Origin of the sequence: Micromonospora sp. DT201 (assembly GCF_049841575.1) — a bacterium.
GTDB lineage: Bacteria > Actinomycetota > Actinomycetes > Mycobacteriales > Micromonosporaceae > Micromonospora.
Map to the genome: position 1 here is coordinate 138,937 of NZ_JBNCKP010000011.1, position 16,148 is coordinate 155,084.

A 16,148-nucleotide genomic window follows, 5' to 3' on the forward strand; every position below is an offset into this window, starting at 1 on the left:
CGTCAGGTGGCCGCACTGACGAGGATCTTGTCCTTGCCGGCCTTCTCCTTGCTGTTCTTCTTCATCGCAGCCTCGAACATCTTGCGCCAGCTCGTCACCTGCGGGTGTCGACGCAGCAGCGCCCGCCGTTCGCGTTCGGTCATGCCGCCCCACACACCGAACTCGATCCGGTTGTCCAGCGCGTCGGCCAGGCACTCGTACCGAACTGGGCAGCTCCGGCAGATCCGCTTCGCCACGTTCTGTTCGGCGCCCTGTACGAACAACGCGTCCGGGTCCCCGTTCTGACATGCCGCAAGCGACGGCCAGTCAGTGATCATGCCCATGTGTACACGTCCCCCCTTGCAGTACCTACCGACCTCGTCGATGCACGTCAGCCGGCAATTCCCCCCGATCGCCCGGCTCGCCTTCCCCAAGGCGGCGCGGACGACATGTGGCGCTGTTGCCGCCCCCATCATGCTCTGTAGTCGACTGATTACGCAACGTTGTCGGCGAAATCCATCATTCCGGACACTCCCGGCTTCCCGGGCCTTCGACCGCCGGTTACCCCGCCAAGGTCGGCGATAACGCTGCGCCGCCTCTCTGAATCGGAGGAGACTCACGCCAGGTCACACGCAACCAAGCACCGGGGGTCGTGCGTTTAGCACAACGAGGGCAGCGCGCGCAGGAAATGGGGAAAGAACACCCAGGCGCCCCTCGCTACCTATTCGCGTACCCTGTCGAGGTGAACTGGATGCGGAAACGTGACCACAATGTGCTGACCAACGCCGCATCGCTGCTCGTCTGTGGCCTGTTGGCTGGCGTGGTGGTCGCTGCGGCGGCCTTCCCCGCAGTGGCGATGTCCGGCTTGGCGGCCAAGGCCGGTGCCGAGACATTCGGCGCCCTGCCCACAGAGTTGACGGTGGCCCGCGCGCCGCAGATCAGCTACCTGCTGGCCTCGGACGGCAAGACGCCGCTCGCGACCATGTACGACGAGAACCGGCGCGACGTGAAGCTCGCCGATATCTCGCCGTACATGGTGAAGGCGATCATCGCCGCCGAGGACCATGACTTCTACAAGCACAACGGTGTCGACATCAACGGTGTCGCCCGCGCGTTCGTCAACAACCAGAGCGAAGGCGCCGGCCAGCAGGGCGCTTCGACGCTGACCATGCAGTACGTCCGGCTGGCCATCGCCTACTCGGCCACCCACCCGGCCGACGTTGTCGCGGCGACCGAGGACACCAGCGCCCGCAAGCTTCGCGAGATGCGGCTGGCCCTCCAGGTCGACAAGGAATTCTCCAAGGACGAGATCCTCACCCGTTATCTCAACCTCGCCTCGTTCGGCAACGGCGCGTACGGCATCTACGCCGCCAGCCAGGTCTACTTCGGTAAGCCGCCGAGCAAGCTCAAGATTGAGGAGGCGGCGCTGCTGGCCGGCATGGTCAAGGCACCCACGACGAACGACCCGACCACCGAGGCGGGTTACCCGAAGGCCGTGGAACGGCGCGACTACGTCATCGACAACATGGTCAAGACCAAGGCCATCACCCAGCAGGAGGCCGACGCGGCCAAGGCCGTCAAGCTGGTTCCGCTGGACAAGCGCACCCCCAACGGCTGCGTCGCCGCGAACGTCAACAGTTGGGGCTTCTTCTGCGACTACTTCTACCGCTGGTGGATGCAGCAGGAGACGTTCGGTTCGACCACGTACGACCGGGAGCGGCGGCTGAAGAGCGGCGGCTACACCGTCGTGACGTCGATCGACGTCCAGGCGCAGACGGGCGCGGACAAGGCAGTCCGCAAGGCCAAGAACGAAAACAGCAAGGAAGCCGCCATGGTCGCGGTGGTCGAGCCCGGCACTGGCCGGGTCCGGGCGCTCGCCGTCAACCGGCAGTTCAAGCTCGACGACCCGAAGAACCCGAAGAACAAGCTCTCCAGCGATCCGGCGAAGAAGAGGAAGAATATCCGGGGCAACTACCCGGCGACGGTCAACCCACTGCTGACCGGCGGCGACGGCATCGGCGGCTACCAGGCCGGCTCGACCTTCAAGATCTTCACGATCGTGGCGGCCCTGGAGAAGGGCATCCCGCTCAGCTACACGATCAACGCGCCGCAGAAGTTCACGTCGGAATACATCATCGACAGCAGCAGCGACGCGGCCTGCCCGGGCACCCACTTCTACTGCCCGACCAACTCGGGCGGTAAGCCCGGCGGCGTGCAGAACATGTGGACCGCGTTCTCCCAGTCGATCAACACCTACTTCGTTCCGCTACAGCAGCAGGTGGGTGCGGAGAACGTGGTCGACGCCGCCAAACGGGCCGGCATCCAGTTCCGTACCACCGAGGATCTCAACCTCAGTGGCACGAAGGAAGCCGCCCACCAGTGGGGCGCGTTCACCCTGGGCGTCTCGTCGACCACCCCACTGGACCTGGCCAACGCGTACGCCACCCTCGCGGCCGACGGTAAGTACTGCGAGCCGATCCCGGTGCAGGAGATCCGGGACCCGGAGGGCAACAAGCTCGACATTGCCAACCCGCGCTGCGAGAAGCGGTTCAGCACCGAGGTGGCCCGCGCCGCAGTGGACGCGGCCCGCTGCCCGGTCGGTGACAACTCCTCCACCAGCAAGTGCGGCAGCAGCCGCACTGCCGGCAACGTGCGCCGCGACGTCGGTGCGCCGGTGGCCGGCAAGTCCGGCACCACCGACTCGGAGAAGACCGCCGCCCTGGTCGCGATGACCAAGCAGTACGCGGTAGCTGGCATCATGGCCGACCCGGACTGGCCGCAGACCAACGTCAAGATGAAGCACGAGGAGGAGGACGGCATCAACCCGCCGGTCTGGCAGACGCTGCGGGACGCGATGAAGGGCAAGCCTGATATCAAGTTCGAGCCGCCGGGTCAGAAGATCTCCGAGGGCGACCAGCGCAGCATTCCTAGCGTGAAGTGCATTTCGGTGGAGCAGGCGAGGTCCCGGCTCAAGGCTGCCAGCTTCGAGCCAGTGGTTTCCAGCGTGAAGGTCGCCTCAACCTGCAAGGCGGGCGAGGCGGCAGGCACCAGCCCGAACGGGCGCACCATCGAGGGCGGTGTGGTCACCATCCAGGTCAGCACCGGTAGCGGCACCACGCCGGGCACCACCGGTACGACTCCCGACACCCCACGCAATCGACCCACCGGCCGCCCAGGCGGCTGAAACAGGCCCTAGCAGGACACAACGGGCGGGCACCCTCTGCGGGTGCCCGCCCGTCTGCGTCTCTCCGGACTACGGCTGGCCACCGCCGCTGACCTGGGCCGGTGATCGCACCGGCCGCCGGCGGGTCAGAGGCCGAGCTGTCGGCGTACCTCGGCGGCCACCCGACCACCCTCGGCCTTGCCCGCCACCGCGGCCTGGGCCGCCTTCATGGCCGGGCCCATCTGGGCCTTCTCGGTGAAACCCCCTGCGGCGAGCGCCCCCGACACCAGCTCGGCCAGCTCGGCGTCCGCGAGCTGCTTGGGCAGGTAGCGGTCCAAAACCTCACCCTCGGCGCTCTCCTTCGCGGCCTGCTCGGCGCGGCCGGCGTCGGCGAAGGCGGTGGCCGCCTCCCGACGCTTCTTGGCTTCCTTGGTCAACACCGCGAGCACCTCGTCATCGGTGAGCTCGCGCTTGGCCTTGCCGGCGACCTCGGCGGTGCCGACGGCGGCCAGGGCCATCCGCAGCGTGGAGGTGGTCAGCTCGTCGCGCGCCTTGAGCGCGGAACGCATGTCGGCAGTGAGGCGGTCCTTCAGCGTGCTCATGGACGGTCAAACTACCCTGAACGACATGCGAAAGCGCACACTATTCCGGCTCGCGGCCGGAACCGCCACGGTCGGCGCGGCCACCCTCGCGTACGCGTCCCTCATCGAGCGCAACATGTTCACCCTGCGGCGGTACGACGTGCCGGTGCTGCCGGTCGACGCGGAGCCACTGCGTGTGCTGCACTTGTCGGATCTGCACATGATGCCCGACCAGGCGCGCAAGCAGCGCTGGGTGGCGTCGCTGGCCGCCCTCGACCCCGACCTGGTGGTGGTGACCGGGGACAACATGGCGCACCCGGGCGCAGTGCCCGGGGTGCTGCGGGCCCTGCAGCCGCTGCTGGACTACCCGGGAGCGTTCGTGTTCGGCTCCAACGACTACACCGGGCCGGTGTTGAAGAACCCGTTCACCTACTTCCTGCCCGACCGGGAGTACACCGAGGGCGTCGAGCTGCCCTACGAGGAGCTGCGCCAGGTGTTCACCGGTGCCGGCTGGGCGGACCTCAACAACGCCCGGACCATGCTGAAGGCCGGCGGACGGCAGCTCGACCTGGTCGGCGTGGACGACCCCCACATCGACCGGGACGACTACCCGTCGGTCGCCGGCCCGGTCTCGTCCTCGGCCGACCTGTCGATCGCGCTGGCGCACTCCCCCGAGCCACGGGTGCTCGACCAGATGGCCGCGGACAGCTTCGGGCTGCTGCTGGCCGGGCACACCCACGGCGGTCAGGTCTGCGTACCGGGCTTCGGGGCGCTGGTGACCAACTGCGGCCTGCCCCGCTCGATGGCGCAGGGTCTGCACCGGTGGCCGGGCTCGGACTCCTGGCTGCACGTCTCCGCCGGCCTCGGCACCCACCCGACCGCCCCGGTCCGCTTCGCCTGCCCCCCAGAGGCCAGCATCCTCACCCTCATCCCCCGCTGACCCGCCCGCCCCGCCCACACCCGCATACCCCGCCCGCACCCGCACCCCGCCCCGCCCGCACCCGCGCCCGTGCACCCCGCACCCCGCCCCGCCCGCACCCGCACCCGCGCCCGTGCACCCCGCGCCCGCGCACCCCGCGCCCGCGCCCGCGCCCGTCTCAAGATCCGCGCAACATCAGGGATGTTGGTGCCTCGCCGCGCAGTGAGGCACCAACATCCCGGAAGTTGTGCGGATCATGCTGCTCCGGCTGAGGTCTGGCCGGCTCCGACCCCCGGGGGTACCGAGTTTGACCATCGGGGCGGGTGGGCTACTATTTGTCGGCACGCCTCGGGGTGTGGCGCAGCTTGGTAGCGCGCTTCGTTCGGGACGAAGAGGTCGTCGGTTCGAATCCGGCCACCCCGACCGAGATGGGCAGGGCCAGGTGAGAGGTCATCTCACCTGGCCCTTTTCCGCACCCGGCGCGATTCAACTTCTTGGCCTACCGGTGCCGATGATGCGTACGTCAGCGAACAGTTCGTCGTCTTGCAGGAACTGTGCGCGGTCCAGGGTCGCGAAGTCGACGAGGTCCGTCGGCTGATGTTGGAGCTCCGGCTGCCGCTTCCTGGGTACCTGCGCTCTGATGCTGCCGAGATGGTGCCGTCTGATCTGTTCGCTCTGGAGCAGGAGGCGGGTGGTGTGGACCAGCTTGAGGCCTGGTTCATTGCTCACTGGGCAGACTCGGCAGCTGGCAAGGATTATTTGACGGCAGCGATCAGCGCGGCACCGAACGAGCCGGACGCCGGGGTCAGCGCAGTGGTCCGAACGGCTGCAAGCTCTCATCGACGAACTCGATGCGTTGGAGCCCGCATTCAGAGTCGGGAAGGCAGCCTTTCGACCCTCCACGGAGGCGGAACCCTAGCTGACGGTGACGCTGTCGACGTCCACGGCCGGGTCCGTGTCGTGGTAGAGCTTCATCCGTACCGGGCCGGCGGGCAGGTACATGGAGACGCTGAAGGACGCTGGCGTTTCCCAGTTGCCACTACCGGCCCCCCAGCCCACGACCGGGTTGGCGCCGTTCACACTGATTTTCAGCTGCCGGTAATCCGCAGACTCGTACATGACCGTCACGGTCCGGGTTCCGGCCACCGGCATCGTCAGGTTCGCGACGAGGTAGCTGGCGCCGGTGATGTATCGGACTCGGGCACCGCCAGCACAGGTCGGACAGCCGACAGCCTGGGCACCGCCGTGTAGTTCGTTGCGCGGATCCTCAGCCTGGACGGTGATCGGAGTGAATCGCTTGACCGTCGGCGAAGGGGCCACCGCCACCGCCGATGGGACCACGGTCGCGGTAGCCGCTGCCGTCGCCGTTGCGGTCGCCGTTGCGGTCGTCGGCCGGAGGACAGGAGCAGAGTTACGCGGCGTTGGTGTGCCGCTCGATGGAACGGCTGTCGTTGGTGAAGGGGTGGCGGAGCCGAGCAGCGGCTCGGGCACCTGCGGGGCCGCCACGGCCGACGGCGACAGCACGTCGACGCTGGGACCGGCCAACGGAGCGGAATTTCCCCACTCGGTGGGCATCGCCACCAACCCGATAATCACCACCAGAATGCCAGTCAACAGGCAGGCCATTAGTAACCAGGCTGAACCGTTCCTCGGACGAGTGCGATCAGCCCGGCGAACACCGCGATAAGCGTCGCTCTTTTGAACCTGCCGAGCAGGCCGCAGTGCATCTATCCGCTCGATCGCTGTGGTTTCCGTGGAGTTCACCCGGTGCCCGTCGTCCACGACCATCCCCCAGACAACATGTCCTACCTGCTAGTTCTGCTCGTTACGACGGCACCTCCTGACACCTGGTTCAGCCAAATCTCCAGGTATTTGCCCTCCTCGCGGGACATCGCGTCCTGCGAATGCTGCCGTCGCGGATGACGTCAGCAGGGCACCCCACTGATCGACCACGCACCTGGACACGGCGGCACGCTGGGCGGTGCAGAGCCGGGAACTCAAGTTCGTGGTGCCGGTCGCGGCGGCGTTGGCGGAACGACACTGGTTGGCCGGTGATCCGGAGCCGGCGGTCGCCGAGCCCGGACCGTCGACCACCACGTCTCGGCGGTGCTCGGCAAGCTCGAGGTGCCCAGCCGGGGCCAGGCGGCCGCGACGGCTCGCAGACAGGGCCTGGTGCCGCCAACATAAGCACTTTTACCCGATCCCCGGCGGTGCCACCCCACCTAGCGTCGATGGCACAACACATCGTCCGAGGGGGACCACCGATGAGCACCACACTCGATCTCAGCGCTGTGAAGGCACGCCAGCAGGTGACCTGGGCCAGCGGCGACTACGGCGCAATCGCCGCGCTCATCCACCCGATCTCCGAGTTGCTGGTCACCACGGCCGACCTGTCGGCGGGCGACCGCGTGCTGGACGTCGCGACCGGCTCCGGCAACGCCGCCATCGCGGCCGCCCGCTGCGGCTGCGTCGTGACCGGCGTCGACTACGTACCGGAACTGTTGGAACGGGGTCACGCGCGGGCTGCGGCGGAACGGCTCCCGGTCACGTTCGTGACCGGCGACGCGGAGCGCCTGGCGTACGCCGATGGCTCCTTCGACGCGGTGCTCTCCGTCGTCGGCGTGATGTTCGCGCCCGACCAGGAGCGGGCCGCGGCCGAGCTGGTCCGGGTCTGCCGGCCGGGCGGCACGGTGGCACTGGCGTCGTGGACGCCGCAGGGGTTCATCGGCGACCTGTTCCGAACGGTGGGGCAGCACGTGCCGCCGCCGGCCGGGCTGCGCCCGCCGGTCCAGTGGGGCGACGAGGCCCGGGTCCGCGAGTTGCTCGGCGGGGCCGTGGGCGACCTGCGGACGGTACGCCGGGAGTTCGTCTTCCGCTTCGGCACACCGGAAGAGTTCGCAGACTTCTTCCGGGCCAACTACGGGCCGACGTTGAAGGCGTTCGAGGCGCTGCCCGAGGACCGGCGACCGCAACTGCACGCCGACCTGGTCGAGTTGGCCCGTACGCACAACCGGGCCACCGACGCCACGGTGCGGATCCCGGCGGAGTATCTGGAAGTCGTGGCGCAGCGGCTCCCCGACCCGGCCTGACGCCCGTCAGCCCTGCCGCGTCAATCCTGCCGCTCGGTGCTGCCGCGTCAGTCCTGCCGCGTTAGTCCTGCCGCGTTAGTCCTGCCGCGTTAGTCCTGCCGCTCGGTGCGCTCGATTTCGGCGAACGCGGCGGCCAGGTAGTCGTCAAACGGCACACCGGTCGCCGCCAACAGGTCGGCCACGAGCAGCGGCGCGTGCCGGGCCAGGGCAGACGCGTCCGGAGGCGACTCGTCACCCTCGGGGTCGTACACCCCCAACGCGCCGGCCAGCAGGACGAGCACCACATGCGGGTCCACGTCCGAACGCCAACGCGTCGCGCCCTGCACGCAGCGGGTCAACACCTGACGGATGTCGTCGCCGGTCAGCCCTTCCGGATGACTCTCCTCCAGCAACAACCGCACCACCCCGCCGAGCACCAGGCCGGACCGCTCGTCCGCGGCGAGCCCACCAACCGCCTCGTCGTACGCCTGTCCGTCGCGTGCCTGGGCGGCGGCGACGGCTGCGGTGGCGGTCACCGCGATGGTGCGGGCGGTAGCGGGCAGGTGTCGCCAGGTGCCGGTCATCGGGCCAGCATCGCAGACCCGGCGGACACCGACGTATCGTTGCCGCGCCTCGTGGATCATCGTGCGATTGATCACCTGACGGCCCCGAAGACAGCGGGGCGCGGCCAAAACGGTTCGCGCGGAGTCACACCCGACGAACAGAATGCCGGGCATGCTGCGTCGTGCTCTGCCCCGCCGTTCGGAAGCTCGCCGGATCATGCTCGGCACCCTGCTGTCGGCGATCGGGCGCGGCCTGACCCTGCCATTCCTGTTCATCTACCTGACCGACGTACGCGGGCTCACCGACACCCGCGCCGGGCTCGTGATCGGCTGGTACGGCGCGGTCACCCTGGCCCTGTCGCCGCTGGGCGGGACACTGATCGACCGTTTCGGCGCCCGTCGGGTGGTGCTGCCCTGCCTGCTGCTCGAGGCGGTCGGCACCGGTTCGCTCGCGCTGGTCCACTCGAGCGGGTCGGCCCTGCTGGTGATGACGGTGATCGCCATCGGCAGCTCGGCCATCTGGTCCGGGCAGAACACGATCCTCGCGTCGTTGACCGACGACGGTGAGCGGCAACGCGTCTTCGGGTTGAACTTCGCCCTGCTCAACCTCGGTATCGGCATCGGTGGCATGGCCTCCGGCGCAATCGTCGACACGGCCCGGCCCGGCACCTTCCAGACGATCTACCTGCTGGACGCGGCGACCTACCTGTTGCCGGCGCTGATCCTGCTCACCCTGCCCACTGTGGGCCACCGACTCGGCAGCCGCCGAGGTGCGGACGAGCCGTCGCCCGGCGGCTACCTGACCGTGCTCCGCGACCGCCCGTTCCGGCGGCTGGTGATCTTCGGGCTGATCCTCACGACCTGCGGGTACGCGCAGATCGAGGTGGGCTTCACCGCGTACGCGGTGCGGGTGGTCGAGGTGAGCCCCCGGGTCGTGGCCTGGGCACTCGCGGCCAACACCGTGATGATCGTCCTCGCGCAACTGCTGGTGATCCGCCGGATCGAGGGGCGCAGCCGCACCAAGGCTCTGGCCGTGGTCGGGGCGGTGTTCGCCGCCGCCTGGCTCGTCCTCGGCGCGGCCGGCCTGGTCAGCGGTGAAAGCGCCCTGCTGGCCGCCCTGTGCGTGGTGGCCTGCTCGGCGATCTTCGGTTTCGGCGAGACGATGCTGTCGCCGGTGATGCCTGCGCTGACCAACGCGCTGGCCACGGACGAGCTACGCGGCCGGTACAACGCGATGAGTTCGATGATCTTCGGGGTCAGCGGTGTGATCGGCCCAGTGACCGCCGGCCCGCTCATCGGCGCCGCCGACGGCAAAGTCTGGGTGGCGACGGTGGTCGGCGGCTGCCTGGTCGCCTCACTGGTCGCGCTCTCTCTGCGCCGGCTGCTCACCACGGATCAGGACGGCCGCGCAACGACCGCAGCCCCGGCGTCCCCCACGCCCGCCCTCACCTGACCTCGAACACCCCTCCGCGCGTCACCGCGACTTGCCCACACCCCCGCGCGTCCCCGTGACTTGCCCACGCCCCACGCCCCGCGCCTCACGCCCCGCGCCTCACGCCCCGCGCCTCACCCGCACCCCGGCACCGCCCCTCCGTGCATCAAGCGCTCCGCGCGCCCGCGCCTGCCCGCGCTGGCCCGCACCCGCACCGCCCCTCCGTGCGTCAAGCGCTCCGCACCCCGCACCCCGCACCCCGCACCCCGCACCCCGCACCCCGCACCCCGCACCCCGCACCCCGCACCAAGATCCGAGCAACTTCCCGGATGTTGCTGCCTCAGGCGCGCCGGAGACAGCAACATCCCTGATATTGCGCGGATCTCCCTCATTGATCTTGCCCGGAGCGGCGCGGGCAAGCGCGGGGCGGCGCGAGGGCGGAACGACGCGAGGGCAGACGCGGGCAGACGGCACGCGCGCAGACGGCAACGCAGGCAGCGCGCGCAGACGGCAACGCAGGCAGCGCGCGCAGACGGCAACGCAGGCAGCGCGCGCAGACGGCAACGCAGGCAGACGGGAGACGGCAACGCAGGCAGACGGGAGACGGCAACGCAGGCAGACGGGAGACGGTTCGGGCCCCGGAGCGGGTGCTCCGAGGCCCGGCGTCGCGGGGTCGGCCGTCAGGCGACGGGGACCTCGGCGGTGGTGCGGATCCGGTCCAGCGTCGGCGCGGAGACCGGCGATTCGGTGGTCAGGTAAGCCACGAAGGCGTCCAGGTCGATCTGGGCGGTGACCAGGTTCGTCCCGCCGGTGAGGGCGCTGAAGCCGTCACCGCCGCCGGCCAGGAAGTTGTTCACCGTCACCCGGTAGGTGGCGGCGGTGTCGACCGTGGTGCCGCCGAGGGTGAGGCTGCCTCGGACCACACGAGTGCCGGCGCACGGGTCTGCCACCGTGCCGGTGGTGCCGGCCGGGTCGACCACGTAGCCCACTGTCGCCGACGGGTACAGCGTCCGGCCTGTGACGAACTGCTGTTCCAGGACGCAGTAGAGCTGCGCGCCGGTGAGGTCCAGCGTCACCAGGTTGTTGGCGAACGGTTGCACCGTGAACGCCTCCTCGTAGGTGACTGGGCCGGCGTCGAGGTCGGCCCGGACCCCGCCCGGGTTCATGAAGGCGGCGACCGCCCCCTGTTCGTCGTCTGTGGCGGCGAGTTGCGCGTCGGCGATCAGGTTGCCCAGTGGCGATTCGCCCAGACTCGTACCGAAGAGGGTTTCCTGGCTGCGGGTGATCGCCTGGCTGGTCACGCCAACCTGGCGGCCGGCGACCGGGCCGAGCACCGTCTTGTACCTGTCGATCAGGGCGGTCTGCTTCGGGTCCTTGGCGACGTCCCGGGTGACCACGACGTTGTTCGCGGCGGCGGAGACGACGTCACCGGACCGACGGTCGATCTTGAGGTCGATGTTGGTGACCAGGCGACCGAACGAGCTGGCACTGGTGACCAGCTTGCCGTTGATGTCGCAGTTGTACGCCTGGTGGGTGTGCCCGCTGACCACCACGTCGATCGACGGGTCCATCCGGTTGGTGATGTCCACGATGGGCCCGGTCATGCCGACGCAGTCGTTGATCCCGCCGGTCGCCGCCTGGGTGCCGCCCTCGTGCAACAGGACGACAATCGCCTGTACGCCCTTGCGGCGCAGCTCGCGGGCGTAACGGTTGGCGGTGTCCGCCTCGTCGGCGAAGCTGAGGCCGGCGACGCCCTGCTGGCTGACGATCTCCGGGGTGTTCTCCAGAGTCATCCCGATGAAGCCGACCTTGACGCCCTGCACCTTGTGGATCGCGTACGGCGCCATCAGCGGCTTGCCGGTCGCGGTCTTGAAGGCGTTCGCGGACAGGTACTGGAAGCCTGCACCGCGGTACGGGGTGCCGTCGGCGCAGCCGTCGACCGGGTGGCAGCCGCCGTTCTGGATCCGCAGCAGCTCGGCGGCGCCCTCGTCGAACTCGTGGTTGCCGACGCTGGCGTAGTCCAGCCCGGCCATGGTCAGCGCCTCGATGGTCGGCTCGTCGTGGAACGCGGCGGAGAGCAGCGGGGACGCGCCGATCAGGTCACCGGCGGCGACCGTGACGGTGTGCTTCTTCTTGGCGGCGGCGCGCAGCTCGGCCAGGTGGGTGGCCAGGAACTCGACGCCGCCCGCGGTCTGCCCGGCGATGGTGCCGCTGGACCCACTCGGCGCTTCGAGGTTGCCATGGAAGTCGTTCAGGGCCAACAGGGTGACGTCGACCGGCTTCGGCCGCGCGTCGGCTTGCTCAGGGCTGATGGTGACCGCGCCGAACGCGGCCACCGCGAGCGCGGTCAGGCCGACCGCGGCCCGACGCATCCCGGGTATGGACATGGATCTCCTCGTGAGAATCGGCGCGTGCGGTGCCTGGCCTGTGGGTCGACCGGGCCGCCGACCGACGCCGTCGGAAGGGTCGATCGCGGATGGCGGCGGTTGGGGACGGCCGCCTGCACCGACAGCCTCTCATCTGGACGCCGACCGGTCGACCCAGGCGGAGCATCAGTGCTGCGAGTACGTCGGAGCCCCAATTGGCCGCCACTTGGTGCGGTCTGCCGGACATGGTCGGACCCAGGGTCTAGAAAGGACGGGACAGCCAGTGCGGACGGAGGCGGCATCGTGAGCGGAACGACACCGGAGGTGGAACAGGTGCGATCGGCGGACGGCACGCCCATCGCGTTCGAACGGTCGGGGGCCGGGCCCGCGATCATCCTGGTCGGTGGCGCGTTGAGCGACCGCAACGCCACCCGCGACATCGGTGCGGCGTTGGCACCGGATTTCACGGTGTTCAGCTACGACCGTCGAGGTCGGGGCTACAGCGGCGACACCGCACCGTACGAGATCGGCCGCGAGATCGACGACCTGGCCGCCCTGATCGCGGCGGCAGGGGGTTCCGCCACTGTCTGCGGGTTCTCCTCCGGCGCCGTCCTGGCCGCCCTCGCCACCGCACAGGGCCTGCCGGTGACCGGGTTGGTCCTGTTCGAGCCACCGTTTCAGGTTGGGCCGCACGTCGGCGTTTGGAAGGACATCACCCCGCAGCTCATCGAGCTGATCGCCGCCGACGACCGGGACGGCGCGGTGGAGACCTTCCTCAGCGCCTCAGTGGGGCTGCCGGCCGAGGCGATCACCGGGATGAAGTCGCAACCAGTGTGGGGCTCACTGACCGCGATCGCGCACACCCTGCCGTACGACGAGATCGTCACCGCGGGAGGGCGACTGCCCGCCGACCGGCTGGCGGCAATCACCGCGCCGACCCTTGCCGTGGACAGCACCGGCAGCCCTCAGTGGCTGCGGGACGCGAGCCGTGCCGCCGCCGAGGCGGTCCCGGGCGGCCGGTCTGTCAGCCTCGACGGTGGCTTCCACGAGGTGCCGCCGACGAGGCTCGCTCCCGCGTTGCGCGAGTTCGTGCTCGGTTGACGGTCCGAAGCGGGCAGCCACCACCGACGGGCGCGCCCTCAGAAGCCGCAGGTCTGGCCGGCGGAGTGGCTCACCTGCACGGTGTGTGTCACGCAGCTGCCCGCCTCGACCAGGTGCAGCAGGAAGGCGGTTGGCTCGTCGACCCAACCGATCTGCTCGTCGGCGCTCATGGTGAGCGTGCTCTGTTTCCACGTGCTGGGCGCGACGGTGAGCACCGTGCCCGCGTACGCCCGGCCAGCACGCCGTCTAGCCAGCTGAGCTGCTCCTCGCCGAGCTGTCCGCTGCTGCTGCCGGGGACGAGCGAGTCCAGCACCACGACAGACGCCGCCTCGTGATCGACGTGGTAGTAGGCGGAGAAGCCGCCCCCGAGCCACGGCGTGCCCCCGAACGCGTCGAGCAGCGACTCCCGGTCGTCATGGTTGCCGGGGACCAGGTGCACTGGCAGCGGGAACCGGCCGATCAGCTCGCGCAGCGCAGCGTACTCATCGGGCTGCCCGTGGTCGACCAGATCGCCGGTGATCACCACGCAATCCGGTCGGGGCCGTAACGCCAGCACCCGGCCGAGCGCACGGTGCAGCCCGGCGGCCGGTTGGGCGGCGAGCAGACCGGTGGTCAGGTGCGGGTCACTGAGCTGGGCGATGAGCATGGGCTCGCCTCCTCGGCGCCGGGAGCTCCACGCTATCGCCGGGCGCGGCGTCCCGGGGGGCACGCGCCCACAGGCTGTGTCCACAGCCTGTGGATAGCACATGTGTACGAGTTCTGGTCGACCTCGCCGCCGTGAGTACGCTTGATCGCGCGGCTCGGCGCCGGCCGGGCCCCTCCCCTACCTGGAACGACGTGCGAGTGGATCATCAGCGAGTCATCCGTGACGTCACCGTCCGCCTGCCGATGGCGTCGAGCGCGGCGGAGGCCTGTCGATGGACGGTCACCGCACTGTCCCGCCACACCTCGGCGACCATCTCCGTGCTGCTCGCGGTCCACGACCGCCTGCGCTGCGTCGCGGCGACCGGGGCGTGGCAGGTCTTCGCGACCGTGCCGGCGCGGACCGGCACTGTCGGGCGGGTGTACGCCACCGGCACCCCCGCCGTCGTCCCGGACGTCACCGTCGACCCCGACTACCTACCGGTACGCCCGGACGTGACCGCCGAACTGTGCGTCCCGGTGTTGGATCCGGCGGGCAGGGCGATCGGCGTGCTCGACCTGCAGTGGAGTGAGCCGATCGACCTGGAGCCGTGGCGGGAGACCACGCAGCGGTTGGCCAACCGGCTCGGCGCGCGGATCGCCGCGCTCGGTGGCCCGCCGGCGGAGAGCCGCAGCGAGAAACTGCTCCGGTACGCCGCCGCGCTCACCTCCGCACCCACCGAGGGGGAGGTGCTGGCCGTGGCGGCCCGCGCCGCTCGGGAGGTCTCCACCCTCTCCACTGCGGTGCTCCTGTTCGCCGGTCAACTCGGCCCGACCCCGGTGGCCCCGAGTGACCTGGAAACCCGCATCCGCACCGAACTGACCGAGGCGGACCCGGCCGCCCTGGACCGGATGGTCGACCGGGCACACCGGTACGGCGCCGGGTACACGCTGGGCGAGCCGGGGCACCCCCCGACCGAGGACTACCGGCCGCTGACCCGGGCGGGAGTGCAAACGCTGGTCGCCGTTCCGGTCGGGCCGCCGGACGCCGGCGGTGTGCTGCTGGTCGCCGACGAACGCACACTGCGCCCGGACCCGACCACGGTCAGCCTGATGGAGTTGCTCGCTGGGCAGGCCTGGACGAGCCTGGACCGGCTCCGCACGCTGGCGCGGCTGCGGGAGCAGGCCAGTTCAGATCCGCTGACCGGGTTGCGGCACACCGGCCCGTTCGGGCAGCGGATCGCGGCGGCCACCCCGGGTCGTACGGCCCTGCTGGCGATCGACGTGGACGGCTTCAAGACCGTCAACGACACGTACGGCCACCAGGCCGGCGACCGGGTGCTGGTCGGGTTGGCCCGGGCGTTGGAGGGGGCGCTCCGGCACGGCGACGAGCTGTACCGGATCGGCGGCGACGAGTTCGTCGCGGTGATCGAGGTGAGCCGCCCCGAGGAGGCGGTTCGGATCGCCGAACGGTTGACCGAGGCGGCCCGACGCATCGGCCGCACGATCAGCGTGGGCGTCGCACTGCCTCGCCCTGGCGAGTCCCCCGATCGCACCCTGCGGAGAGCCGATCAGGCCCTGTACGCGGTAAAACGCCAGGGCCGAGACGGCGTACACCTATCCGCGGCCTAACCCCGCCCGCGCCGCACTCCCCGCAGTCCCGGCAGTCCCCACAGTCCCCACAGTCCCGGAAATCCCGGCAGTCCCGGCAGTCCCGGAAATCCCGGCAGTCCCGGAAATCCCGGCAGTCCCGGAAATCCCGGCAGTCCCGACAGTCCCGGCAGTCCCTGGCGCCAACCAGACAGACCCACTGATCCGCTCAAATTCGCCGGCATGGGGCATCTCGGACATGGGATACCCCATATCGGCGATCAGTGCGGATCACAGCAAGACGATCACCGCAGGATGGGCATGATCGACTCCATGTCGCCGATGTGGCGGCATCTCCCCCGACGGATACCGCCATGTCGCCGACATGGAGTCGATCACCGTCCCGCACTCCCCAGGTCAATCAATCATGGAGTTGCGGCGGCCCCGTAAAGCGGACATAACCTCGCCTTCCACCCAACGCGGCTCCATGATCAACCCACACCCCCGCACCCCCTAAGCAGGACAGCACCGCGAGAGCGCCGGGACCGCATCAGAACCGCGATCTTGCACTTCCGGCCGTCGATTCGTCGCCCTTACCCCCTTCCGTCTTGACAGACGGGGGTAAGGGCGCCGGAGCGAGCACGAAGCGAGGCGAGCACCGGGCAAAACGAGGCACGCGCCGAGCAGGACGAGGCACGCGCCGAGCAGGACGAGGCACGCGCCGAGCAGGACGAGGCACGCGCCGAGCAGGACGAGGCACGCGCC

The 16,148-nt window shown here is 69.8% G+C and carries 13 protein-coding genes and 1 tRNA gene; 7 read left to right on the forward strand and 7 right to left on the reverse strand.

Annotation, left to right across the window (positions count from 1 at the left end):
• Positions 1-2 precede the first annotated feature (2 nt).
• On the reverse strand, positions 3-323 hold the full coding sequence (locus ACLQ28_RS19595) for a WhiB family transcriptional regulator (RefSeq protein WP_357107557.1): 321 nt from the start codon (positions 321-323) through the stop codon (positions 3-5).
• 407 nt (positions 324-730) lie between these two features.
• On the opposite strand from ACLQ28_RS19595, the gene ACLQ28_RS19600 reads away from it, so the two are divergent.
• On the forward strand, positions 731-3,163 hold the full coding sequence (locus ACLQ28_RS19600) for a penicillin-binding protein (RefSeq protein ID WP_425687724.1): 2,433 nt from the start codon (positions 731-733) through the stop codon (positions 3,161-3,163).
• 125 nt (positions 3,164-3,288) lie between these two features.
• Here ACLQ28_RS19600 and ACLQ28_RS19605 read toward each other — a convergent pair whose 3' ends face one another.
• Positions 3,289-3,744, reverse strand: a complete 456-nt coding sequence (locus ACLQ28_RS19605) for a GatB/YqeY domain-containing protein (protein WP_425687725.1) — start codon at positions 3,742-3,744, stop codon at positions 3,289-3,291.
• 25 nt (positions 3,745-3,769) lie between these two features.
• Between ACLQ28_RS19605 and ACLQ28_RS19610 the strand changes: the two genes are divergently transcribed.
• Positions 3,770-4,663, forward strand: coding sequence for a metallophosphoesterase (locus tag ACLQ28_RS19610; protein WP_425687726.1), 894 nt, complete (start codon positions 3,770-3,772; stop codon positions 4,661-4,663).
• 328 nt (positions 4,664-4,991) lie between these two features.
• A tRNA-Pro gene (locus ACLQ28_RS19615) sits at positions 4,992-5,065 on the forward strand.
• A 492-nt stretch (positions 5,066-5,557) separates the two neighbouring features.
• Here ACLQ28_RS19615 and ACLQ28_RS19620 read toward each other — a convergent pair.
• Positions 5,558-6,268, reverse strand: coding sequence for a hypothetical protein (locus ACLQ28_RS19620; RefSeq protein ID WP_425687727.1), 711 nt, complete (start codon positions 6,266-6,268; stop codon positions 5,558-5,560).
• 638 nt (positions 6,269-6,906) lie between these two features.
• Here ACLQ28_RS19620 and ACLQ28_RS19625 point away from each other — a divergent pair.
• Positions 6,907-7,731 carry a class I SAM-dependent methyltransferase gene (locus tag ACLQ28_RS19625; RefSeq protein ID WP_425687728.1) on the forward strand — a complete coding sequence of 275 codons (825 nt, stop codon included), beginning with the start codon at positions 6,907-6,909 and terminating at the stop codon, positions 7,729-7,731.
• Positions 7,732-7,820: 89 nt separating this feature from the next.
• On the opposite strand, the gene ACLQ28_RS19630 is transcribed toward ACLQ28_RS19625, so the two are convergent.
• Positions 7,821-8,294, reverse strand: a complete 474-nt coding sequence (locus ACLQ28_RS19630; protein WP_425687729.1) for a hypothetical protein — start codon at positions 8,292-8,294, stop codon at positions 7,821-7,823.
• Positions 8,295-8,445: 151 nt separating this feature from the next.
• Here ACLQ28_RS19630 and ACLQ28_RS19635 point away from each other — a divergent pair, with 151 nt between their 5' ends.
• Positions 8,446-9,726, forward strand: a complete 1,281-nt coding sequence (locus ACLQ28_RS19635; protein WP_425687730.1) for an MFS transporter — start codon at positions 8,446-8,448, stop codon at positions 9,724-9,726.
• A 659-nt stretch (positions 9,727-10,385) separates the two neighbouring features.
• On the opposite strand, the gene ACLQ28_RS19640 is transcribed toward ACLQ28_RS19635, so the two are convergent.
• Entirely contained in the window at positions 10,386-12,092 is a 1,707-nt protein-coding gene (locus ACLQ28_RS19640) for a bifunctional metallophosphatase/5'-nucleotidase (RefSeq protein ID WP_425687731.1), read from the reverse strand.
• A gap of 282 nt (positions 12,093-12,374) precedes the next feature.
• On the opposite strand from ACLQ28_RS19640, the gene ACLQ28_RS19645 reads away from it, so the two are divergent.
• Entirely contained in the window at positions 12,375-13,172 is a 798-nt protein-coding gene (locus ACLQ28_RS19645; protein ID WP_425687732.1) for an alpha/beta fold hydrolase, read from the forward strand.
• Positions 13,173-13,210: 38 nt separating this feature from the next.
• Here ACLQ28_RS19645 and ACLQ28_RS19650 read toward each other — a convergent pair whose 3' ends face one another.
• Both ACLQ28_RS19650 and ACLQ28_RS19655 read right to left on the reverse strand, forming a co-directional pair.
• Entirely contained in the window at positions 13,211-13,342 is a 132-nt protein-coding gene (locus tag ACLQ28_RS19650; RefSeq protein WP_425687733.1) for a hypothetical protein, read from the reverse strand.
• Positions 13,339-13,818 carry a metallophosphoesterase gene (locus ACLQ28_RS19655; protein ID WP_425687734.1) on the reverse strand — a complete coding sequence of 160 codons (480 nt, stop codon included), beginning with the start codon at positions 13,816-13,818 and terminating at the stop codon, positions 13,339-13,341. The genes ACLQ28_RS19650 and ACLQ28_RS19655 overlap by 4 nt, the downstream gene beginning before the upstream one ends.
• Positions 13,819-14,015: 197 nt before the next feature.
• Between ACLQ28_RS19655 and ACLQ28_RS19660 the strand changes: the two genes are divergently transcribed.
• The gene (locus ACLQ28_RS19660; RefSeq protein ID WP_425687735.1) at positions 14,016-15,425 is read left to right on the forward strand and encodes a diguanylate cyclase; all 1,410 of its coding nucleotides are present in this window, start codon (positions 14,016-14,018) and stop codon (positions 15,423-15,425) included.
• Positions 15,426-16,148: the final 723 nt, after the last annotated feature.

What these genes read in the sequence shown, in the direction of transcription:
- ACLQ28_RS19595 (WP_357107557.1), bottom strand. Translation starts at nt 323, where the DNA reads ATGGGCATGATCACTGACTGGCCGTCGCTTGCGGCATGTCAGAACGGG.
- ACLQ28_RS19600 (WP_425687724.1), top strand. Translation starts at nt 731, where the DNA reads ATGCGGAAACGTGACCACAATGTGCTGACCAACGCCGCATCGCTGCTC.
- ACLQ28_RS19605 (WP_425687725.1), bottom strand. Translation starts at nt 3,744, where the DNA reads ATGAGCACGCTGAAGGACCGCCTCACTGCCGACATGCGTTCCGCGCTC.
- ACLQ28_RS19610 (WP_425687726.1), top strand. Translation starts at nt 3,770, where the DNA reads ATGCGAAAGCGCACACTATTCCGGCTCGCGGCCGGAACCGCCACGGTC.
- ACLQ28_RS19620 (WP_425687727.1), bottom strand. Translation starts at nt 6,268, where the DNA reads ATGGCCTGCCTGTTGACTGGCATTCTGGTGGTGATTATCGGGTTGGTG.
- ACLQ28_RS19625 (WP_425687728.1), top strand. Translation starts at nt 6,907, where the DNA reads ATGAGCACCACACTCGATCTCAGCGCTGTGAAGGCACGCCAGCAGGTG.
- ACLQ28_RS19630 (WP_425687729.1), bottom strand. Translation starts at nt 8,294, where the DNA reads ATGACCGGCACCTGGCGACACCTGCCCGCTACCGCCCGCACCATCGCG.
- ACLQ28_RS19635 (WP_425687730.1), top strand. Translation starts at nt 8,446, where the DNA reads ATGCTGCGTCGTGCTCTGCCCCGCCGTTCGGAAGCTCGCCGGATCATG.
- ACLQ28_RS19640 (WP_425687731.1), bottom strand. Translation starts at nt 12,092, where the DNA reads ATGTCCATACCCGGGATGCGTCGGGCCGCGGTCGGCCTGACCGCGCTC.
- ACLQ28_RS19650 (WP_425687733.1), bottom strand. Translation starts at nt 13,342, where the DNA reads ATGAGCGCCGACGAGCAGATCGGTTGGGTCGACGAGCCAACCGCCTTC.
- ACLQ28_RS19655 (WP_425687734.1), bottom strand. Translation starts at nt 13,818, where the DNA reads ATGCTCATCGCCCAGCTCAGTGACCCGCACCTGACCACCGGTCTGCTC.